Origin of the sequence: Hymenobacter jeollabukensis, assembly GCF_005771675.1 — a bacterium.
Taxonomy (GTDB): Bacteria; Bacteroidota; Bacteroidia; order Cytophagales; family Hymenobacteraceae; genus Solirubrum; species Solirubrum jeollabukense.
The window spans coordinates 323,483-345,169 of sequence record NZ_VAJM01000002.1 but is presented as its reverse complement, the minus strand read 5'-3'; the positions used below and the strand labels follow the sequence as shown (position 1 = coordinate 345,169).

At 66.1% G+C, this 21,687-nt stretch carries 14 protein-coding genes; 3 read left to right on the top strand and 11 right to left on the bottom strand.

What is annotated here, in order from left to right:
* Nucleotides 1–28: 28 nt before the first annotated feature.
* A complete protein-coding gene (locus tag FDY95_RS05555) occupies nucleotides 29–1,774 on the bottom strand; it encodes a hypothetical protein (RefSeq protein ID WP_138075756.1) in 1,746 nt (581 codons plus the stop codon).
* A 255-nt stretch (nucleotides 1,775–2,029) separates the two neighbouring features.
* Here FDY95_RS05555 and FDY95_RS05550 point away from each other — a divergent pair, with 255 nt between their 5' ends.
* Nucleotides 2,030–2,746, top strand: a complete 717-nt coding sequence (locus tag FDY95_RS05550; RefSeq protein WP_138075755.1) for a glycosyltransferase — start codon at nucleotides 2,030–2,032, stop codon at nucleotides 2,744–2,746.
* A gap of 48 nt (nucleotides 2,747–2,794) precedes the next feature.
* Here FDY95_RS05550 and FDY95_RS05545 read toward each other — a convergent pair whose 3' ends face one another.
* Together FDY95_RS05545 and FDY95_RS05540 are read right to left on the bottom strand one after the other, a co-directional pair.
* Nucleotides 2,795–4,672, bottom strand: coding sequence for a hypothetical protein (locus FDY95_RS05545; RefSeq protein ID WP_138075753.1), 1,878 nt, complete (start codon nucleotides 4,670–4,672; stop codon nucleotides 2,795–2,797).
* A gap of 54 nt (nucleotides 4,673–4,726) precedes the next feature.
* Entirely contained in the window at nucleotides 4,727–5,947 is a 1,221-nt protein-coding gene (locus FDY95_RS05540; RefSeq protein WP_138075751.1) for a PIG-L family deacetylase, read from the bottom strand.
* Between the two features lie 385 nt (nucleotides 5,948–6,332).
* On the opposite strand from FDY95_RS05540, the gene FDY95_RS05535 reads away from it, so the two are divergent.
* Complete coding sequence (locus FDY95_RS05535) at nucleotides 6,333–7,775, top strand: aldehyde dehydrogenase (RefSeq protein ID WP_138075749.1); 1,443 nt, start codon at nucleotides 6,333–6,335, stop codon at nucleotides 7,773–7,775.
* 18 nt (nucleotides 7,776–7,793) lie between these two features.
* Here the strand turns inward: FDY95_RS05535 and FDY95_RS05530 are convergent, their stop codons facing one another.
* The 6 genes from FDY95_RS05530 to FDY95_RS05505 all read right to left on the bottom strand — a co-directional run bounded on the left by FDY95_RS05530 (nucleotide 7,794) and on the right by FDY95_RS05505 (nucleotide 17,596).
* Nucleotides 7,794–9,299, bottom strand: coding sequence for an ArnT family glycosyltransferase (locus FDY95_RS05530; RefSeq protein ID WP_138075747.1), 1,506 nt, complete (start codon nucleotides 9,297–9,299; stop codon nucleotides 7,794–7,796).
* A gap of 90 nt (nucleotides 9,300–9,389) precedes the next feature.
* Nucleotides 9,390–10,538: a hypothetical protein gene (locus FDY95_RS05525; RefSeq protein ID WP_138075745.1), complete on the bottom strand. Its 1,149-nt coding sequence runs from the start codon at nucleotides 10,536–10,538 to the stop codon at nucleotides 9,390–9,392.
* Between the two features lie 660 nt (nucleotides 10,539–11,198).
* Complete coding sequence (locus FDY95_RS05520; RefSeq protein WP_138075743.1) at nucleotides 11,199–13,430, bottom strand: S9 family peptidase; 2,232 nt, start codon at nucleotides 13,428–13,430, stop codon at nucleotides 11,199–11,201.
* Between the two features lie 180 nt (nucleotides 13,431–13,610).
* Nucleotides 13,611–14,681, bottom strand: coding sequence for a T9SS type A sorting domain-containing protein (locus FDY95_RS05515; protein ID WP_171025539.1), 1,071 nt, complete (start codon nucleotides 14,679–14,681; stop codon nucleotides 13,611–13,613).
* Between the two features lie 359 nt (nucleotides 14,682–15,040).
* A complete protein-coding gene (locus FDY95_RS05510) occupies nucleotides 15,041–17,206 on the bottom strand; it encodes a metallopeptidase domain-containing protein (RefSeq protein ID WP_138075738.1) in 2,166 nt (721 codons plus the stop codon).
* A 3-nt stretch (nucleotides 17,207–17,209) separates the two neighbouring features.
* Nucleotides 17,210–17,596: a hypothetical protein gene (locus FDY95_RS05505; RefSeq protein WP_138075736.1), complete on the bottom strand. Its 387-nt coding sequence runs from the start codon at nucleotides 17,594–17,596 to the stop codon at nucleotides 17,210–17,212.
* A 125-nt stretch (nucleotides 17,597–17,721) separates the two neighbouring features.
* On the opposite strand from FDY95_RS05505, the gene FDY95_RS05500 reads away from it, so the two are divergent.
* Entirely contained in the window at nucleotides 17,722–18,651 is a 930-nt protein-coding gene (locus tag FDY95_RS05500) for a hypothetical protein (protein ID WP_138075734.1), read from the top strand.
* Between the two features lie 82 nt (nucleotides 18,652–18,733).
* Here FDY95_RS05500 and FDY95_RS05495 read toward each other — a convergent pair whose 3' ends face one another.
* Nucleotides 18,734–20,302, bottom strand: coding sequence for an OmpP1/FadL family transporter (locus tag FDY95_RS05495; protein ID WP_138075732.1), 1,569 nt, complete (start codon nucleotides 20,300–20,302; stop codon nucleotides 18,734–18,736).
* A gap of 55 nt (nucleotides 20,303–20,357) precedes the next feature.
* On the bottom strand, nucleotides 20,358–21,665 hold the full coding sequence (locus FDY95_RS05490) for a hypothetical protein (protein WP_138075730.1): 1,308 nt from the start codon (nucleotides 21,663–21,665) through the stop codon (nucleotides 20,358–20,360).
* Nucleotides 21,666–21,687: the final 22 nt, after the last annotated feature.

Below are 21,687 nucleotides of genomic sequence, written 5' to 3'. Positions count from 1 at the left end.
GCCGGAAAACGCGAACTGAAAGTTCGCGCTACATTTTGCGCAGCAGCACGTACTCGCCGATTTGCTCTTCGCGGTAACCCTGCGCGGGCATAGCTTCCTGCAGGTACCGATGCACCGCCGAGCCCCGGAATTGCGGCGCCACGATGAAAGCAGCCGGGTGGTACACGCGCAGAAACTCACGCACGGCGGCGGCTGAAGGGTGTTGCAGGGTGGTATCGGGGTGCTCCTGCAGGGTCAGCAGGGTGTGCATTACCGAGTCCTGGTCGAAGCTGGCAAACACCTCGGCGGGCACGCGTGAGATGTAAGCGCCGGGCAGCTTTTTGTGGTGGCGCGTCTGGTAGAACAGGTCGTCGCCGTCCATCTGGCCCACTTTGCGGTAGCCGTCGAGCAGGCCGAAGGGCACGGGGAACAGCACGTCGCCGGGCAGCTGCGCGGCGGCCAGGTAAGCGGCGGGCACGTCGGCGAGCTTCAGCAGGGGCTGGGCCTTGGGCTGCAGCTCCAGCAGCACCAGCCCCAGCAGCCCCACCGATACGCCCAGCCGGGCCGCCGGGCGCAGGCGGGCGCGCAGCCAGGGGTCGAGGGCGGCAAATACCACGATGGGCAGCAGCAGCGAAAGGTAGGCCACGTGGCGCGTGGGGCAGCGGATGTTGTTGAAGAACGGCACGTAGTGCAGCAGGCCGGTGGGCAGGCGCAGCACCTCCTTGCCGAACACCCGCACGGCCGGCAGCGTCAGCATGAAGAACAGCAGCGCCAGCCAGGGCAGGGCCCGGCCGCCGCGGTCCTCGTCGTGGCGCAGCACCGAATAACCCCGCAGCCCGACGAGCGTGAACAGGGCCAGCAGCGGCAGCACGTAGCCCAGGAACATGATGTTTTCGACCGAGCCGGGGGCATTGAACATGCCGCTGTTGAGCAGGCGCTCCGTAGCGGCGGTGCTCAGCCAGCGGCTGTGCGGGGGCGGCAGCAGGTAGCCGGCCAGGTCGCCGCCCCACCAGAAGCCGCTGTTGTCGGGCACGCCGGCCAGCTTCAGCATCCGGGAGCCGATGTGGCAGACCACCAGCACCACGACCAGGATAATCCAGGGACGCGGCCGGCGCCAGTTGATGCTGCCTAGGCGCAGCCGGTAGTACAGCGCGTAGCCCAACGAGAAGTACAGCAGCCCGAACAGGGTGTAATAGTCGCTCAGCAGGGTGATGATGCCCAGCGCGGCGCACAGCCCGACCTGCCCCCAGCGGCGCACCTGCGGCACGAAGCGGCCCTCGCGGAAGCGGAAGGCTTCGAGGAAGGCGTAGAGGTAGAACGGCGCCGGCGCGGTGAGCAGCAGGTGGTAGTGGTCGGGCAGGTGGGCCAGCTTGTAGCCCGAAAACGCGAAGAGCACGCCCGCCAGCAGGCACAGCACCGGGTTGTCGACCCAGCGGCGGCAGAGGCGGTAGGCGCCCACGCCCGAGAGGGTGAAGCTCAGCAATAGCGCCACGTTGACGGCCAGGATTTCGTGGCCGAGCGGCACGTTGAGCAGGCCGATGACGGGCGTGTAAGTGTGCATCACCAGCGAAGTGCCGCGCGGGTAGAGCAGCAGGTCGGTGAAGAACGGATTGTGGCCCGCCAGCACCTGCCGGTGGAAGTTGTAGGCGTTCCACACGTACTGGTTGGCGTCGTTGCCGGGACGGCCCAGGTAGGCGGTGCTGAAGTGCGCGGCCAGCGGCCAGCTGAACAGCACAAACAGAACGGCGTAGAATAGCAGACTCAGCAGCAGCTCGCGCCAGCGTAATGGCTTCATAGGTACGGTATCAGGCCCGGCCGGAGGTATTCCGACAAGTCCGGGGCTTAAAGATACTTCCGGATGCGGGCTGCCTCGGAAGCGGCCCGCGCCGATTCCGTAGTTTTGAGGTTCCGTAGGCGTTGCCGCGCCTGCGCTGGTCCCGGCCGCTCCCCCTGAAACGGCCGGATCAGACCAAGCCATTTTTCGCACCAACTACTTAGCGGGCAGCACCTGCCGGCTGATTTTGCCCCGCACGCCCCCTCCTGCCCGCCCATGCCCGCTGCGCTTGCCCTCGTTCTGCCCTGCTACAACCCGCCGGCCCAATGGGCAGAAAACGTGCTGCGCAGCCTGCAGCGTCTGCAGCAAACGCTGCCGCCGGACACTCCGGTGCATTTGTACCTGGTCAACGACGGCTCGACGCGGGGCGTGAGTGAGGCGGACCTGCAACTGCTGCGCGAGGTGCTGCCCGCCGAAGCGTTTACCTACCTCAGCTACGCCGTCAACCGTGGCAAAGGCCACGCCCTGCGCACCGGCGTGCAGCAGGTGCAGGAGGCGCTGTGCCTCTTCACCGACATCGACTTTCCCTACGAGGAAACCAGCATGGCCACGCTCTACCAGGCCCTGCACAGCCAGCGCTGCGACCTGGCCGTGGGCGTGCGCGACGATGCCTACTACGCCCAGGTGCCCGCCGCCCGCCGCCGGGTGTCGCGCCTGCTGCGCCGCCTCACCCGCACCCTGCTGCGCCTGCCCATCGACGACACCCAGTGCGGGCTGAAGGGCTTCAATGCCAAGGGCCGCGCGTTGTTTCTGCAAACCACCACCGACCGCTACCTCTTCGATCTGGAGCTGCTGCTGCTGGCCTCGCGCCAGCCCTCCGTGCGCACCGAGCCGGTGCCCGTCGCCTTGAAACCCGGTGTGGTCCTCTCCCCGCTCAACATGCGCGTGCTGCTCACCGAAAGTCGTAATCTGCTGCGCCTGCTGCGGCGCTAGGCAGCCCAGCTCGGTCCTGGTTGCCCGCCGAAAATGGGCGCTCCTCCCCTATTCCAACTCCCAGCGGTACAGCCGTAAGGTACCTGCCTGCGCCAGCAACGGCATGTGGTGCCGCGCGATGAAAGCGGCCCCGTCGCGCACGATGCGGCGCGGCTCCGGGCCGGGCTGATTGACGGCCAAGGTCGAGTCGCCGCGGTAAAAGGCGTCGTCGTAGAGCACCAGGATGGGCCGGCCCGCCAGCCGGGCCCGGAGCGCGGGCACCGGGCCGCCGGGCTGCAGCAAACTCAGCAGCTGCCGGGCGTGCTCGGGCGGGGTGCGCGACATCTTACTGGCCAGCAGCGGCAGCCCCGTGCGCAGCGACAGGTGAAACGCGTGCCGGCTCTGCGCGTCGGCGTCGTCGATGGTCAGTCCCTCGCCCTCGCTGCCCACATGGAAGTACGGAATCGGCAGGATGGCCTGGTACTCAGCGGGGTTCACCTGCCGGAGCATTTGCGTCAGTTCGGGCTGAAACTGCGGGTTGCTGATGGTGTTGGGCACGTAGGCGTGTCGGTAGTGCTTGAGTGCGTCGCGGGTATCGAGCCAGGCCAGTAGCACCAGCGCGGGCACCGCGGCCCAGCGCCAGGTACTGCGCCCGGTGCGCAGCCAGTAGTCGAGCCCGACGAGCAGCAGCAGGTGCAGGGCCCAGAAAAACGGCCAGCTGAAGCGCGCCACCGCCCGGAACTGCGTGGCCTTGGGCACCAGCCGGTCGAGGTGATAGAACACGCTCAGGTAGTTGTTCAGCACCAGCATACCGTCGGGGTTGAGGCTGATGCGGGTGCCCAGGGCCGCCAGCAGGCCCACCGTGGCGGCGGCCAGCAGCAGCAGGGCAAAGCGGGCCTCAGTGGTCAGCCGCCAGCCGCGCCACCAGGCCTGCCACTGCGGCCGACGCAGCAGGTACAGCCCCGCTACCAGCAGCAAGCCCCAGAGCGCGAACAAGCCCAGGTAGGCCGTCGATTCGTCGTAGGGCCGGGTGGATGATTCCAGCAGGAAATGCTGGCGGTTGTACTCATAGGGGTGTACCAGCGCGGCCGGCGCCAGCTTCAGCGGCGGCGCGTCGTAGCTATTCTGCTTGGGCAGGGCGGCGCGCTGGGCGTAGTAGCCATCGAGTCCGCGCAGCACCGCGAAGCTGAGGAGCAGCGGCAGCAGCGCCATGGCCGCGCCGGTCAGCACCAGCCGCGGCTGCCGCCACCGCCCGCTGCTCAGCAGCCAGAACGCCAGGAAGCTGCCCACGCACAGGCCCACGATGGGCAGGTAATACAGGTGCAGAAACGCCGCGGCTGTCTGGCCCGCCACCACCAGCGGCACCGTCGCGCCGAGCGGGCGACCTTTCTCGCCGTGCTCGTAGAGGCGCAGCAGGCCCCAGATGCCCAGCAACACCACCCAGCTCAGCGAGAGGTTCAGGTGGCCCACCGTCAGGCGCTCCAGCTGCGGGCTCAGCCAGGGCAGCAGCACGCTCAGCGTCAGCACCAGCACCCAGGAGTGCAGCAGCCGGCGCAGAATGCTCAGCAGCAGCACTGTGCTCAGCAGCAGCATGCTCACCAGCAGGCCGTTGTACACGTCGAGGCCGCGCGGGGTGAGGTCGTATACGTAGCGCGAAAACAGCTTCGTGCCGACGGCCAGCAAGGGCGAGTTGTCGGTGTAGAAGATATAGTCGCCGAAGGGGTAGTTCATCTGCCCGAACCACAGCAGGCCGCGCTCAAAGGGCTGCTGCAGGTAGGCCTGAAACGTGTAGTAGTTCTTGGCCCCGTCGTGCTGATCCGTGAACAGGTGCTGATTGGGCTCGGTGACCAGCGCGGCAAACGTGCGCCCCAGCAACAACCCCTGCCATATTACCGCCGCCACCAGCACCATCCAGGGTGCGGGCTTGCGGCGCAACCACTCGCGCATACAAACGAACTCAGGTAAGAAGCGCCAAAAATAGGCGCTGGGCAGCACTCCGGCTTAGTGCTGGATTAGCACCCGTTGCGAGCGAAGCTCCGCACCAGCCTGCAAGCGGCACAGGTACGTGCCGGTGGCCGGAAACTGGTTGACATCGAGCCATACCTCGTAGTGCCCTGCCCCCTGCTGCGCCTGCACCAGGGTTTTGATCAATCGGCCCTGCATGTCGTAGAGGCTCAGGTTGACGGTAGCATCGACCGGCAATTCGTACGACATCACGCTGGAAGCAATACAGGGGTTGGGTGCGGGCACGCCCAGAATTACCTGCGCGGGCGAAGTCAGCAGGCTGTCGGTGCGCAGCCGGGCAGCGTTAGCGGCGGAAGTATTGGGTGTGGAGCAGGAATGCACCAGCGTGCTGTACTGCCGCCCTAGCCAGCAAAGGTGGTCGGGCTGCCAGCCGCTGGGCTGCCCGCGCTCCGTCATGGCCTGGCAGTAGGCGGCAAACATGGCCGTTTGCTTGGCCTTCTGAGCTTCGTTTAGGTTAACAGCACGGTTGCGGATGTCGTAGCCGCAGTAGAGCAGCCGGCGGCAGTCCATGCCCTGGGTAGCGGTACCGGTAATCAGGCCAGCCGATATATGGTCGGCGTGGTCATTGCGGTTCGCGCGGGTATCGGGGTTGGGACTGTGCACCCACAGCGTCCATTCGGGCCGGATTTCGCGGCGAATAATGTCGCGCACGGTGGTGGTCAGGTCATTCCAGGAGTCGTACTGCGTGCTGCCATCCAGCGCTTTGAGGGGGCCGCCCTGCCCGTTGCGCAGCTTAGCCAGCGTCTGAAAGTTGCAGAAGTCAAAGCCCAGGCCGCGGCCACCGCCGTCGGGCAGACGCAGAAAATACACCACCGTGTTGCGGTAATACGAAGCCGCTATGGCGTGGCCGCGTACGGTCACGGTGGAATACACCGGCTGCGGCAACGTGGTTACGCTTGGGTCGCAGGCCGTGCGGGCCGAGTTCAGGCAGCCCTGCTCGCGGGCCTTCCAGTACGCGTCGGCGGGTTGGTCGCCCTGCCCGGCGGTGATGATGATGAACACCACTTTGCGGTGGCGCTGCACGTTATCGTAGGCGCGGCTGCCCATGAACAGCTGCCAGTCGTCTTGGTGCGCGGTAATAAACACCGAGGCGTTGTTGCCGGATGGCGCTGGAGCGCTTTGAGCCAGGGCCTTGCCTACCAGCAAGGCGCTCAATAGCCCCAGAAAGCAGAAACAGCGGAGTAACAGTTGGCCCATAGGCGCCGGAGAAGCGGATCGGAGGAACAAGAGGTGTGCGCGTTTCGGGGTGGTGGACCAAGGAAAAATATCCGGCGGAAGCTGAAGCCCGGAGGGAAGGGCCAGGCGCCCGTTCGTGGATTTTCCCGGAAGCTAGTCCATCAGCTCCAGAAGCGCCACTAATATAACTTAATTGTGGCAACTACTATCCGAATGGTTGGTTTTCCTCTCTTATCCGCCGAAAGTCAGCTGTTTGTCAGACCCTGACGCGGCTGGCAACGTTCCCGGAAAGTTGGATTTCTGGTACCGGGTTGGACGGCTGCCGCCCGGCCTAGTAGCTTTACATTCTACCACCCACCCGCCCGGGCAGCAGCTCATTGCCTGCTGACCACCTCCTGAGCCCTTTATGCTGCACCTGCAGAACTACATTGACGGCGCGCTGGCTGCCCCCATCAGCGGCCGCTACCTGCCCAACATCGAACCCGCTACCGGCCACGTATTCAGCCACATTCCCGATTCGGACGCCGCCGACGTGGCCCGGGCCGTGCAGGCCGCCGAAGCGGCCCTGCCTGCCTGGCGCCGGCTGCCGGCCGAGGAGCGGGGCCGCCTGCTGGTGCGCATCAGCGAGCTGATCGAGCGCGACCTGGAGCGGCTGGCCCAGGCCGAAAGCCAGGACAACGGCAAGCCGGTGAGCCTGGCGCGCGCGGTGGACATTCCGCGGGCAGCCAGCAACTTTTCCTTTTTCGGCACGGCCGCTCAGCACTTTGCCTCCGAAACGCACTTTCAGGAAGGGGTGGCGCTGAACTACACCGTGCGCCACCCGCTGGGCGTGGTGGGCTGCATTTCGCCCTGGAACCTGCCGCTGTACCTGTTTACCTGGAAAATCGCGCCGGCGCTGGCGGCGGGCTGCTGCGTGGTGGCCAAACCCTCGGAAATCACGCCCTACACGGCCTTTTTGCTCAGCGAGTTGTGCATCGAAGCGGGGCTGCCGGCAGGGGTGCTCAACATAGTGCACGGCACCGGGCCGGGCGCGGGCCAGCCCATCATCGAGCACCCGCTCGTCAAGGCCATCAGCTTCACGGGCGGCACCAAGACGGGCGAGCATATTGCCCGCACGGCCGCGCCGATGTTCAAGAAACTCTCGCTGGAGCTGGGCGGCAAGAACCCCAACCTCATCTTCGCCGACTGCGACCTGGCCGAGGCCGTGCGCACCAGCCTGCGCAGCTCCTTCGCCAACCAGGGCCAGATCTGCCTCTGCGGCTCGCGCATCTTCGTGGAGCGCCCGATTTACGAGCAGTTCCGGGAGCAGTTCCTGGCCGGCGTGGCCCGGCTCACCGTGGGCGACCCGCAGGAGGCGGGCAGCCGGCAGGGTGCGCTGGTGAGCGAGGCGCATTTGCAGAAAGTACTGAGCTACATCGCGCTGGCTCACGAGGAAGGCGGCCGGCTGCTGGCCGGCGGGCAGCGGGTGCAGCTACCGGGCCGCTGCGCCGAGGGCTACTTCCTGCAGCCCACGGTGTTTGAGGGCCTGGCCCCCGACTGCCGCGTGAACCGCGAGGAAATCTTCGGCCCGGTCGTCACGCTCACGCCCTTCGATACCGAAGAAGAGGTGCTGGCCTGGGCCAACGGCACCGAGTACGGCCTAGCCGCCACCATCTGGACGCGCGACCTGAACCGGGCGCACCGCGTGGCCCACGAGCTGCAATCGGGCATCGTGTGGGTGAATACCTGGCTGCACCGCGACCTGCGCACGCCCTTCGGTGGCATGAAAAGCTCGGGCGTGGGACGCGAAGGCGGCCTAGAGGCGCTGCGCTTCTTCACCGAGCCGCAGAGCATCACGGTGAAGCTGTGAGCGGGCAGTTAAGCGCCGTTAGCGCCGCAGCTCCAGCACCCGAAACTCCCCTACCTGCTTGATTTCGCGGCCCAGGTACGGCCGCACCCGTGCGTTGCCGAGGGCGGTGGAGTCGTTGGTGTAGAGGTAGCGGGCCCCGTGGCGCACGGCGCTGTCGAGTAGGGTGCTGCCGTCGGGCTTGGCGTTCCACAGGTCCTCAGGCGCGCCGAAGCCGAAGCCTTTCTTGTGCAGGAAGTAGAAGTACTTGCAGCCGGATATATCGGGGCCGACGAGGCAGAGCGCGTCGTTGGGCACGGCGGTTTCCAGGGCGGCGCGGGATTCGGGGTAGTACAGCTCGGCGGGTATTTCGCGCGGGCCGCCGCCCCAGCGGCTGGGAATCACGCGGATGGCGGCGGCTACGGGCTGCAGGCCCAGCAGCAGGGCCAGCCAGAGGGCGCCGCGCTTCTGTCGTTGCAGCCGGGCGGCGCCCAGGGTCACCGTCAGCATCAGCAGGGGCAGGTAGGGCAGCATGTAGTACTGGTGCACGTCCATCTGGCTCAACTCGATCAGGTGATAGGCCAGCAGCACCGCCGCCCAGGCCAGCAGCGGCAGAAACCAGAAGCGCCGCACGTAGCCGCCGCGCACCAGGGCCACCAGACCCAGCAGCAGCAGCACGAAGCCGGGGAAGCCGACGAGCAGCTCGGGCAAATCGGAGGTGAGGTTTTCGCGCAGGATGCGCAGGGCGGTGCTCAGGCTATCGGCCGGGCGCAGCTCCAGCCCGAAATCAGCCAGGCCCGATGCCTTGATCAGCCGCACGGCGCGGGCGTACCAGGCCAGCGGCACTCCTACGGCCACGGCGCCGAAAACGCCCAGCGCGGGCAGGCGCCCCCACGGCAGGCGGCGCAGCCACAGGTCGCGCAGGATGAGCACGGCAATGGGTGCCCCGATGGCCAGGTACTGCAGCTTGGTGAGGCCGGCCAGCGTGGTCAGCACCAGAGCCAGCGCGTAGCTACCTGGCTGAGCGTCTTCAGCCTGGTACCAGCGCAGGAAGTAGTACAGCCCGCCGATGGAAGCCGCAAGGGCCAGCACGTCGGGCAGGGCGTTGATGCTGTGGTAGAACAGCTCGGGGCTCCAGGCCAGGGCCCAGGTGCCCACGGCCGCCGCCCAGGCCGAGCCGCTCAGCAGCCGGGCCAGGGCGCAGAAGGCGGCCAGGCCGGCGGCGAAAATCAGCCAGTTGACCACCCGCGGAATGCTTTCGTGGAAGCCCAGCACCTGGTAGCCGGCGGCCACGGCCCACTCGTAGGCCGGGAATTGCATGCCCGTTACGCCGTCGGAGGCGCCGCGCCGGTCCACGCGGGGGCGCAGCGGGTTCATGCCCTCTTCGTAGAGGTTGCGGGCCACGGCCATGGTGTTGCACTGCCGCCAGGAGTGCGCGCCCTTGGGCGGCAGGCCGAAAAACGGCAGGTGCACCAGGAAATTAAGCCCCAGCAGCACGGGCCAGAACCAGCGCGGCACCGTGCGCGTGGCCAGAAAAGACAAGTTCATACCCGGAATAAGCAGGCGCCGCTGATGGCCGCGCCGCCGCAAAGGTAGCGCCGCCCCTCCCGAATCGGGCCGGCGGGTCCGTTCAGGCGGTTAGCGCAGCTCCTGCAGCCGCTGCTCGATGTCGGCGAGGCTGACTTCGCGGAATTCCAGCGGGGCGGCGGTGTCGCCGGGGGCCAGGGACTGCACGGCCAGGAAGGCGTTGCCGCCCTCGTAGCGCAGGCCCACCAGCACGGCCCGCTGCTGGGCGGGCAGCCCCTGGAAGGCGTAGCCCGCAGCCTGCGGCTGCCCGGCCAGGATGACGCCAGCCTCGGGGTACACCAGGCGCACGACGGTGTGGTCATCGGCCTCGGTGGGCACCAGCAGCTGGGCGGCGCCTTCGGGGTGCCAGCCGCGCAGGCAGCTCAGCCAGCCCAGCTCGGTACTGCGCAGCCAGTCGAGGCCGGGTTCAGCCAAGGCGGTCAGCGGCGCGGGGTTGTGGTTGGCGCTGCTTTCGGCGGGCGTATCGAGGATGCTGCTGCCGGCGGTGGAGGAAGCCTGGGCATACGCGGGGCCGCTTTCGGGGGCGGTGTCGGCGGGCAGGGCGGCCCAGTGCTGGCGGTCGGGGCTGTGGTAGAGCTGGCGGCCGGCGTGCAGCTCGGCGGGCAGGTTCAGCACGATGGCGGCGCCGGGCGCCAGGTGCAGGGCCTGGCCCTTGCTGGTCACGGCGCGCACCAGCAGCATGCCGCCGGCCTGCATGGGCGTGCCGTCGGGGCCGGTACTGACGTGGTCGGAGAGCAGCAGGTCGGCCAGGGCCAGACACTCCTTCAGCTCCAGCCACACCGGCCCTTGCGCGGGCTGCTGACGGGCGTCGAGCAGGGCCCCGGCGGGCAGGCGCACCACGGTGCCCTCACGGCCGCGCACTTCGGCGGGCTGGGTGGGGTCGATGCGAAAAAACTCGCTGGGCTTGAGCGTGAGGTCCAGCAGGCGGGCCTCGGTGGGCAGCGCGGGCGCGGGCAGGCTGGCCGGGCGGCGCACGGCGGCGTAGTGAATCAGCGGGGCGTGCGGGTTGGTGCGCCGGGCGAGGCGGTGCCAGTCGCGGCGCGTGGCCAAGGGGGCCTCAGCGGGCAGGGCAGTATCCGTAGCGGATACCTCGGTGGCCGGATTCGGCTTTTCGGTGCGGGCGGCGGTTTCGCGCTGGCAGGCGGCTGCGCCCAGCAGCAGTGCGCCCAGCAGCACAGGATTCAGTCGGGACGTGCGCATATCGACGAGGCTTTACGCAGAAACAGCGCCGCAGGAACGACGCGCCGCGCATTTTCTTACGTCACCATCCGGCCTCGCTCCCACCGGGAACAACGCTCCGCCGCCCGCCCTACTCCGCATTCGGCCCCGAGTTATTCACCCAATGACGCATTTTTTGGCTGAAAACCGCGCGTCCCGGCCCGGCAACCTGTCATTACTTAACGTCCGGCTTGCCGGCGGCGCCCTCGGCAACGGGCGCACGTAATGGCCCATACCGGCCGCCACAGGGCTGAAAAGCCCTGGCAAGCCAGCTGACGGCCCCGGGCTTTTGCGGATGACCGAAAAATACTTCCGCGGGCCGTCCGAAGTTTTCCGGTCGGCCCGCGGAAGGGTCCGTGGAGCGTCCGAAGTTTTCCGGTCGGCCCACGACAGGTTCCGCGGGCCGGCCGAAGTTTTCCGGTCGGCCCACGGAAGGTTCAGCGGGCCGACCGAAGTTTTCCGGTCGGTCCGCGGAAGGTTCAGTGGAGCGTTCGGAGTTTTCCGGTCGGTCCGCGGAAGGTTTAGCGGGCCATCTGAAGTTTTCAGGTCCTTCGGCCGGGCTGCGGCCCCCAACGGCGGCGCCCCCGGTCCGCAGCGCGCTGCGGACCGGGGGCGCCGGTAATTTTCAGCTACGGCTGAACCCTACAGGTTCTGCAGCAGGAAGTTGGTCATCTGCCGGAACAAGTGCAGGCGGGTGTTGCCCCCGTAGATGCCGTGGTTGCGGTTGGGGTAGTACAGCTGCTCGAAGTCCTTGTTGGCCTTCACCAGCGCGTCGGTAAAGGCCACCGAGTTCTGGAAGTGCACGTTGTCGTCGCCGGTGCCGTGCACCAGCAGGTACTTGCCCTTCAGCAGGTTGGCAAACTGCACCGGCGAGTTGTCGTCGTAGCCGGCGGCATTGTCCTGCGGGGTTTTCAGGTACCGCTCGCTGTAGATGGTGTCGTAGTAGCGCCAGTTCGTGACCGGGGCCACCGAAATGCCGGCTTTGTAGAGGTCGGCGTTTTTGGTCATGGCCAGGGCCGCCAGGTAGCCGCCGTAGCTCCAGCCGAAGATGCCGATGCGGCCTTTATCGGCCCAGGGCTGGGCGCCGAGGTACTTCACAGCCTCGCCCTGGTCGATGGTTTCGAGCTTGCCCATCTGCGCGTAGGTGCACTTCTTGAACTCCGCGCCGCGCCCACCGGTGCCGCGGTTGTCCACGATGGCCACCACGTAGCCCTGCTGGGCCAGCATCTGGAACCAGGTGTAGTAATCCACGCTGTTCCACTTGTCGAGCACTTTCTGCGAGCCGGGGCCGCCGTAGAGGAAGGTCAGCACCGGGTACTTCTTGCCGGCTTCCATGTTGGCCGGCTTGATGGTGCAGCCGTTGAGCGTGACGCCCTCCGAGGTCTTGAACGAGAAGGTTTCCTGGGGCACGAAGCCGTACTCCTGCATGCGCTGCTTGAGCTTGGCGTTGTCTTCGAGTACTTTCACCAGCTTGCCGTCCTGGCCGTTGCGCAGGCTCACCGTCTGCGGCTCGTTGGCGGCCGAGTGGTAGTTGAGGTAGTAGCGGAAGTCGGGGCTCATGTTCACCACGTCGGTGCCGTTGCCGGCTTCGCCCAGGCGGGTTTTGTTTTTGCCCTTCAGGTCGACGCGGTAGAGGTGGCGCTGCAGCGGCGAAGCTTCGGCCGAGAGGTAGTAGGCCTGGCCCTTGGCTTCGTCCACGCCCACAAACTCCGACACTTCCCACGCGCCCTGGGTGAGCTGCTTCACCAGCTTGCCCTTCATGTCGAAGAGGTAGATGTGGCGGTACCCGTCGCGCTCCGACGTCACCACGAACTGCTTGCCGTTCTTCAGGTAGCGCAAATCGTCGGTCACGTCCACGTAGGCCTTGTCGGTGTCGGTCCACACCACCTCGGTTTTGCCGGTGGCGGTGTTGCCGTGCAGCAGCTCCAGCTTGTTTTGCAGGCGGTTGGTGCGCTGAATGCTCAGCAGGCCGGGCGTCTTCGTCCACTCGATGCGCGGAATGTACTGGTCCGTCTCGCTACCAATGTCCATCTTGGTCGTGCGCTTGCCCTCCACGTCGTACACCGACACGGTCACGATGGAGTTCGGCTCGCCGGCCTTGGGGTACTTGTAGCGGTAGTCCTTGGGGTAGAGCGGGCCCCACTCCTGCAGGTTGTACTCGGGCACGCGGCTTTCGTCGAAGCTGATGTAAGCCAGCTGCTTGGAGTCGGGCGACCATTTGAAGGCCCGTGACACCTCGAATTCCTCTTCGTACACCCAGTCGCCGCCGCCGTGGATGAGCTTATTGATCTGCCCGTCGGTGGTGATGGGCGTTTCCTGCATGGTCTGCAGGTCCACCACGTACATGTTGTTCTGGCGCATGAATGCCACGCGGCGGCCGTCGGGCGAGAAGGTGGCGTAGCTCTGCTTGCCGCCGGTGCTCAGCGGCACCAGCTTCTGGGCGGCGCGGTCGTACACGAAGTAGTTGGCGCGCGTCGAGCGGCGGTAGATGGGCTCGGTGGCGGTGCTGAAGAGCATCTTCTGCTCGTCGGCGTTGAACTCGTAGCCATCCACGCTGATGGGCTGATCGGAGCCCACGGGCTTCAGCTGCTGGCTGGCTACCAGCGTCTGGGTGGCCTGGCCGGTCGTCACGTCGTGCTGCACCACCTCGCCTTTTTCCAGGGCGGAGTAGTAGCGGCCGTCGCGCATCCAGTTGAAGCCCTGCACCGAGCGAGCGGCGAAAGTGCCTTTCACCCACAGGTCTTCGAGGGTAATGGCCTGGCGCTGCTGGGCCACGGCGGGCGCGGCGGGCAGCAATACGGCCGCCGGGGCGGCGCTAAACAACAGGCCCGCAGCCAGGCCGAAGGTTTGAAACGTCTTGAACGGGTGGGTCATGTAAGAAAACTCAGGGACGGCGTTAAAGGTACTACACCGGCGGCAGCCGACGTTGGCTGCCCCGGGCGCGCCAACGTCGGCCGCGAGCGGGGTAGGGTTGCTTGCCCGCCGTATAGCCCGAAGCCCCGCACCGACAATCGGGCGGGGCTTCGGGGGTCAGAGGTGTAGAATCCGGGCAGCTTACTCGCGCACCAGACGGCCGCCCCAGACGCGCCCATCGGCGGCCTGCAGGCGCACTACGTACAGCCCCGCCGATAGCGCGGCCACCGGCAACACAAGCAACTGTTGCCCGGCCGGCACCGCTTGCCGCCGGGCCGTCTGCCCCCGCGCATCGATTATGACCAGGTTGGCACCCCGGCCCAGCCCGTCCGGTAACCGCACCTGCACGGCAGCGCCGCCGGCCGGATTGGGGTACACCTGTAGTACCTCGGCCAGCCGTTGGGCCGCCCGGGTGGGCAGGGGCTTGAAGCGCCGAAACTGGGCCGCAATCAGATCAGGCCCGCCGCTGGGGCCCACCGGGGTGTAGCCGCTGATGAAATAGTCCCCGTTGGGGGCCAGCAGCAGGCTTTTGGGATAGGTGTTGCCTGTGGGGCGCAAGAGCAGCGTGTCGTTGCGCACCTGCCCGCGCTGCGAATCGATGCGCAGCAGCTGAAACTGGTAGCTGTACGGTGAGCCGCCGCCCGCCTCGGCCAGCACCGCGTAGTCGCCCAGCGCGTCCGGCTGGACGGCACGGGCCACCCAGGCCCAGCCCGGCCGCGAGCGGGCAAACCTGCGCGTCCATACGGTGTCGCCCTGGGGCGTGAGCTTGGCCATTTCCTGGCTGCCGCTCACCACGATTTCGTTGTTGAGCGTGGCCACATGCGTGACCGGGTACTGAAACCGGGGCAACAGCCATTGTGCGGTTTCGGTGCCCGCCGCCCCCGTCAGCGCGTGCACCCGCGTTTCTAGGCGCTGCTGCTGGGCGTCGGGGCCGTTGGAAAACACCCAGCAGCCCCCGCCCCCCACGGCCAGCAGCGCGGTGTTGTTGCCCAGAAACGCGCTGCTGTGGTTGCTGGCCACGTTCCAGAGCACGGCCCCGGTCGGCGAAACCTTGAGCACCCGGTTCTGAAAGTTGATCCACCCGTACACGAAATAATTGCCATCCGTGCTGAGCGTGGGGCCGAGAAAGGAGTCGGTTCCGGTGGTCTGAAACGTGCGGACCCAGGCCGTATCGGCCTGGGTGTTCATTTTCAGCACGAACGCGTCGCCCATGGTGGCGCCCCAGCCCCGGCAACTACCCGATACTACCAAATTCCCAGCGCCATCTTGGATTATGCCCTGGGGTTCAAACCATTGCAGTCGTTGCGGCATTATATTTCGAGTCCAGAGCGTATCGCCTATGTCATTGAGGCGAACCACGTACAATGCGCTGCGCGTGCTGTTCGGGATGCCGTGCGTGCCCACCATCAGGTACCCCCCTTGTAGTCGCACAGCATATCCGCCACTCTCGTACTGCGCCGTGCCGTAGCCGTTCTGCCAAGCAAACGGGCTGCCCGGCCATTGCGCAAATGCAGCGGTGGCCCACCACAGCAGCGCAAATCCGGTAATCAGTGCTTTAGCTCTCATACCGATTAGCGTACGTCTATGCGTTTGTTTAGCCGCTGGCGGCCGTCGGGGGCGGTTGCCTCCAGCACGTATTGCCCGGGCGGTACGCCAGGCAGTACCATCTGCCCCTCGGGGTCATGTATCGACCCGCTCTGAATCGTTTTCCCATGCACGTTCAGCAGGCGGTACTGCCATCGGGCGCCATCGACGGCGCCGGCCACGGCAAACCGCACGGCCTGCGCCGCGGGATTGGGATACACCATCAGCTGCGGCGTGCCGCGTCCGGTAATGGTGACACCGGTACTGCGAATGATGAGCCGGCTGCCGGGCTCCATCACCAAGCTGTTGCCGCCATCGTCCAGATCGGCGCGGGTGTTCAGGCTCAACGTGGTACCAGCGCGTAAAATCAGCTTGGAATTGGCCGTGGCCCGGATGCTGGCCTGATCCTCTACGTAGAGTTGGGTGCCGGTGCCTTCCAGCACCAGCTGCGCCGTCAGCTCCAGGTTCAGGCGGGCCCCGGTGGCCACGCGCACGGTCGTAGGATTCACGAAGTCGCTTTGGGGGCCGGCCTGTGTCCGGTTAGGCGTGCCGCTACGGTCGAGGAGCAGCGTCGCGCCACCGCGCACGTTCACGTCGTGTCCATTGGCGGCACCCGGCACGTCCTGCACCACTAAGTTCCCCGTCCAGCGCGTATCCTGCCGAATGTAGGTGTCGTCGTAGCGTACCCGCAGGGTCAGGTCGGAGGTCCCCGGATCCACGCCCACGATTTCCACCGACAGCCCGTGCAACATCACGGGCCGCAGGGCATCGGCGGCGGCATCGTAGCGCTGGTGCGGCAGCAGCATGGGGTTGGTATCGAGGCCGATTTTGTAGCCCACGCGCTGTGCGCCCAGGTGCGGCCCCAGGAAGCCGTCGGTTATCTTGCCGTCGACCACAGCCAGAATAGCGCCTTCGTTGCCGCCGTTGAAACAGTCCCCGTTGGCCGAGCACGAATCGTAGCGGATGACGCGGCTGCGGTCCGCGTCGAGGCGGATCAGCGTGGCCTCGTTATGGCCCCCGGCCGGGTTGGGCCGCAGGTTTCGGTAGTCGTAGGTGTCCCGCCAGACGTGGTTATTGAATGGAAAGCGTGTTGCCGAGGGCGTATAGTCGAACTGCCCTTCCGCCGACAGCACCCGCAGCCCGTTGACGTCTTTTACGCGCGTCCAGCCCAGCGGGTAGCTCCGGCTGCCGCCCAGGTCCTCCACCACCGCCAGCAGGCCCCGCGGCGCGGGCTGAAACGGTATGCCGTCGCCGCCGTGTTGCCAACCCACGGGAATGCGTTGGTCGAATGGCCCCTCGCCAGCCCGGTTTTCCAGCCACAAATACTGGTTGGTACCCGGAATGTTCAATCGCATCACGTCGCCGGTGCTCATAAAATCCCGTAGCGTAAACAGGCCATTAGTTTCCACCAGCGAACTGGCCCCGGTGATGTTGCTATTGTCCTGATTGGGGCCGGTGCGCAGCTCCGTCCAGCCCAGGTACCACCGTTCCCAGGCGCTGGTCGAATACATCACGCGCGTCACTTCGCCCATCATGTTCCAGCCGTAAGTGGCGTACAGGTGGCGTCCGTGCGCCCCGTTGGCGCCCGAGTGGTGGGGGCTGTGGTATAGGTTGTGAGCAAACTCGTGGGTAAATACCTCATGGGTAATGCCCAGGGTGTTGTAGGATTCGGTGTGCCCGCCCCGGCCGTATCTAATTTTATATTCGCGGCGGTTGGCCGTAGCCGGAAAGACAAAATCACTGATGCTGGTAGCTCCTACCTGGCCACCGCCGCTGCTAATCTTTGTCCCGTTAGGCCCGGTACTATAAGGCGTCCCGTCGTTTCCCCGCCAGCAAATGACGACATAATCCAGCACACCGTCGGGTGCGGTCTGGCTATTGTCGAACTGGAATTTCGGGTAGTTGGTCCGCAAATCAAACCGGGACCAATCGAAGTCAGGGTAGTTGTCGCGGATATAGGCCAGTACCTTATCGTTGTAGCTTACATAGTCTATGGCTCCAGTAAACGGCACATTGACGCGCTCCGGAAATGCTTCGGCAATGACCCGGAAGGGCTGAGACGCGTTGTTGCCGCCCGAAGCCTGGTAGTAGAAGTTGGAAAGCGAGGCATCGGTGGAGGCGCCGTTGAACTGGCTGAACGAGGAATAGAACATGCCCTAAAAATTCCTGGGAAAAGCCGTGCCGGGCGTTTGGTTCGTTGCTTCATATTGCGGCCAGGGCGTGTCGGAATTCGGAGCGTAATCCATTGCACCGGCGGCAATATCATCAGAGATACCGGCGAAGATGACCAGAATGCGCAGGTCGCCGCGCGGCGTCAGGTCCCAGCCGAAGGGCGAGTATGCGGGCGGACCGCCCGGCGCGGCCGCCCGCGCTTCCACGTCTGGCTCCGTGTATTGAAAACAGTTTTGAAAGGCTGGCCGCCAATGATCGGCGCTACCATTGCCCGCAGGCTCCTGGCCCAGGGCCCGTAGCCCGGTGAGCAACCACAGCAAGATTCCCACAACACATACTCCTCCACGACGTTTGGTAAACGGTGTTTTCATTGAACAGAATGGATTATATTGATTATCAGCGGCCAATATATCAACAAGAACCTTATGCACCAGTCATTACAGCCAAAATGTTCTCCGCCAATCGGCCCGTCTTTTCCCGACCTTTGCCCCTACCTATGCGCCTGCTTCGCCTTCTTCTGCCGCTGCTGCCCCTCGCCCTGCTCACCGCCGGCTGCGGGCAGGATACCAGCGCCCCGCTGCTCGACTTTATTTCCGATGGCACCTCGCTGACGGCCGACCGCACCCTGACGGTGGCCGATACCTTCCAGGTACGGATATTCGCCGAAGCCCGCGAAGGCGGCCCCGGTCTGAAGCAGCTGACCATCACCGCCCAGGAACGATTCTACCGCAACCCCGCCCAGTCCCGGTTTGTGGACCCCGAGCCGCTGGTGTATTTCGACACGGTATTTACTCAGCCCACCCCGCCGAGCAAGTTTCTGTTTACGAACCGATTCAGCACCAGCACCAACGCCGGCCGCCAGGACTGGAAGTACACCGTCACCGACGTCGACGGCAACAAGGCCACCCGGGGCTACCGCATCACGGGGCAGCCCGCCGACTCTATCAACCCTGTCCACACGTACTCGGTGCGCCTGCAGGCCCCCCGCCGCAGTGGCAGCCGCGCCGTTCTGGCCGCGGAGCGGGGCTTCGCCCTGCCCGCCTATGCCACCAATCAGGCCGGCTACCAAGGCTGGGCCGATATTCTCTACGTGTCCTCTCCCACTGGACCGGTATTGGCGGCGCCTACCTCCCCCGCCGCCGCCACCGCGCCGGTGCTCCGCGTCAACCGCTGGCAGCAGCGCCGCGCCACTGAACTGGCCGCCAGCCCCCTCACCCTAGGCGAGTTCGACGCCATTACCACCTCTGCGGGCATTGCCAATGCCGTCGCGGGTGTCACTCTCACCGTTGGGGGCCAAGTGCCTGTCGGGCTGAACAAAGCCGTCGTCTTTCGCACGGCCGAGGGCAACGAAGGCGTACTTTTCATCACGGGCGTGGGCACTGCCGCCCCCGTCGATTTGGTGATGACGGTCAAGATCCTGCGCTGATCCAGCCGGTCCAGCCGCTCCAAACGCCACGGGCGGCCCCAAATCGGAGCCGCCCGTGGCGTTTGAATCCAGTAGATAGGGCCTAAAACTGGTAGCCCAGCGTGAACGTGGTGGTGAAGCGGCTGGCGTTCATCTGCACTTCCGGCTGGCTGCCGTCGACCAGCGTGTAGGGCGAGTAGATGCGGTTGTAAGTGGTGTACACGCCCGCCAGATCGGCCGAGATGTTGCCCTGCCGGAGCCCGAGGCCGCCGGTGTAAAATTCCTGGCTACGGTCGAAGCGGCTGTCCTGGAACGGGTCCCCGTAGTGGGCGTAGCCACCGCGCACCCGAAACGCGGCCAGCCGGGCTTCGGCGCCCACGCGCAGGTTCAGGGCCGAGCCGTAGAGCTGACTGATGCGGGCGTTTTCCGCGCTAAACGAGTAGTTGTCCCCGTTCTGTAGGTCCGGAGCGCTGCGGAAGCGGGCCTGGCTGTAGTCCACCAGCTCCGCATCGGCCGACACGAAGCCGTACTTGCCCAGGATGACCGAGGCGCCGCCGTTCAGGCGCCAGGGCGAGGTCATGCGGTAGGCGAGCTTCAACTCCTGGGTGTTGGCCTTGGCCGAGGAAATAGACTTTCCGTCGACGCTGATGGGCTGCCGGAACTGCGCGCTCAGCGACGAGTTGTAGGTATCATCGAACTGGTAGGCCGTGGGCGTCTGGGCCGACAGACCCACCCGCAGCCAATCCAGGGGCCGGTAAATCAGGCCCAGCCGGGCATTGAAGCCGGTGCCGCGGCTGCGCAGCTCGTCGCGCAAGGTCAGGCTGCCGAACGAGCTGGAGGTGTTGCTGGCGTCGTTGGTTTCGCGCAGCTCGCTGGTGGAGTTGAAGTGCGTGCCCACGATGCCAATAGCCCCCCCGATGTACAGCTGGTCGCGGTAGCTGGCCCCGTAACCGATGTCGAACTGCGTCTGCGAGCCGGTGGTCAGCACCGTTTCTTCCTGCGTGACGCGGGTGCGCTGCAGCGGCGTGGGCGTCGATACCACTTCATTGCCGCTGCCGGCCGGCACCTCGTCGTAGTTGGTGAGGTAGGTGCCGTAGGCCAGGCCATCGAGGCCCGAGTAGTTACCCGTCACAAATTCATCGTCCAGCTGCTTGCGCAGTCCCGCTACTGATTGTCCCGGCTCCAGCCGCGGCTCGCGCAGGCGCTGAAACAACGAACGGGCATCGGGCAGGGTACTGCGGTGCGAAAAGCTGTTGTTGAAGTCGCTGATGCGGGTGAAGCCGAAGGCCAGGGTACCGCTGCGCCAGTCGTCGTTGTCGCTGTCGGGGCGGCGCGAGGTGAAGGCGGCGGCCAGACTGCCGATGTGCAGGCTGTTGCGCGAGTCCTTCAGCGAGGTGGAGCCGTCCACGTTGGTCACGCGGGCGTCGGCGTTACCCAGCCCGAAGCCCGGCGAGAAGCTCACTTCCGAGCGTTGGAACAGGCCCAGCCCGGCGGGGTTGCTGCTGAGCGTGCCGAGGTCGGCGCCCAAGGAGGTGCTGGCCCCGCCGATGCCGAGCGTACGGGCCGTGCCGCCAAACTGCAGCCGCGAATAGCGCAGCGCGTCGTCTTCGTTTTGGGCAAAAAGGGGACCGGCCAAGCCCAGCAGGGCCAGCCCCAACGCATATCGTTTCATAGCCAGAGAGAAGGGGAAACGGCGAATCACCGTCAAAAATCATGAAATCAGCCGCTTAGCGCACCCGTCCCCGGCCGCTACCACCGCCACTGCTGCTGCCGCCGCTATTACTGCCGCCGCCGCCGAAGCCGCCACCGCTGCTGGAGCGCGTGGGCTGCTCGTAGGAGCGCGTCGGGGCCGATTCATAGCTCCGCTCCCGGCGGATCGGCTCGGCCTGCTGCTGGGGCTGGCTGCCGTAATCGACCTTCTCCCGACGCCGCTGCGGCTGGTACACCTGCCCAGCGTCACCCGATTGGGGCGCCGCCGGGCTCGGCTGGCTGACTTCGCCGAAGCGGCTGCGGCCACGCGGGTAGCGCGTCGGCTGTTCCGGCTGCTCACCGGTTCGCTGCGGCTTCACCCCATCAAGCTGGTTTGCTTCCGAAGCGGCATTGCCATTGGCCTCCTGAATGCGGTATAGGCGGCCACGACCGGGCTGAGCAGCCGCTTGTTCGGGCATTACCTGTCCGCCCGAAGGCTGGGCCGCGCTTTCTTCCACTCGGCCGCGGTAACGACCCGGGCTGGCCACAGCGCCATTGCCGGGCGCCATGCGGCCGCCGGTGGCCTCGGTTACCCGGGAGCGGCCGCCGCCGTTGGAGCTGGCCCCTACCACTTCCACCGCGCGGCCGTTGCGGTGCCCCACGCGGTAGTTCACCGCGCGGCTCCCGCCGCGGTACCCATCCCAGTACCCGTAATTGCCATAATACCCGCCGCCGTAAGCGCCGGAGTAGTAGCCGTCCCAGTAGCCCCGGTTGTAGCCACCCCAGCCGTAGCCGCCGTAGCCCCAGGGACGGCCGTAGTAGCCACCATATGGTCCCCAGGGCCCCCAGCCGCCCAGCCCCCAGCCAACGTTGATGCTAACACTCACGCCGCCGTAGCCCGGCCCCCAGAAGGGGTCGTACCAGGGCGAGTAGCTGTAGCCGTAGCCATAAGGGCTGTAGAAGAAGGGGTCGTTGTAAATGAAGGTGGGGCGGTACCAGTAGGGGTCGACGTAGCTCAGGCTGTAGCCCATGCCCAGGCCGTTGTAGCGGCGGTTGCGGGCGTAGTAGCTATAGTCGAAATCATCATCGTAATATTCATCCGACGCCGTGCCGCGCGACTTGCCGCCGTCCTGGTAGTCGGGGTTGGCTACGGCGTTGGGGTCGTCGGTGGCGGCGTAATCAGCTGACTGGGCGGCCGATGATACCGGCGCCACCTGGGTAGTGCGGTCCTTAGAGGAATAATAAACGCCGTCGGGCTCGGTGGTGGTGAGGCCGCCGGTGGTGGCGCAGCCGCCCAGCGCGAGCAGGGCCAGGGCGGGCAACAGGTGGGTGGGAATATGTTTCATGGCTGGGTGCGCGAAGAAGGTA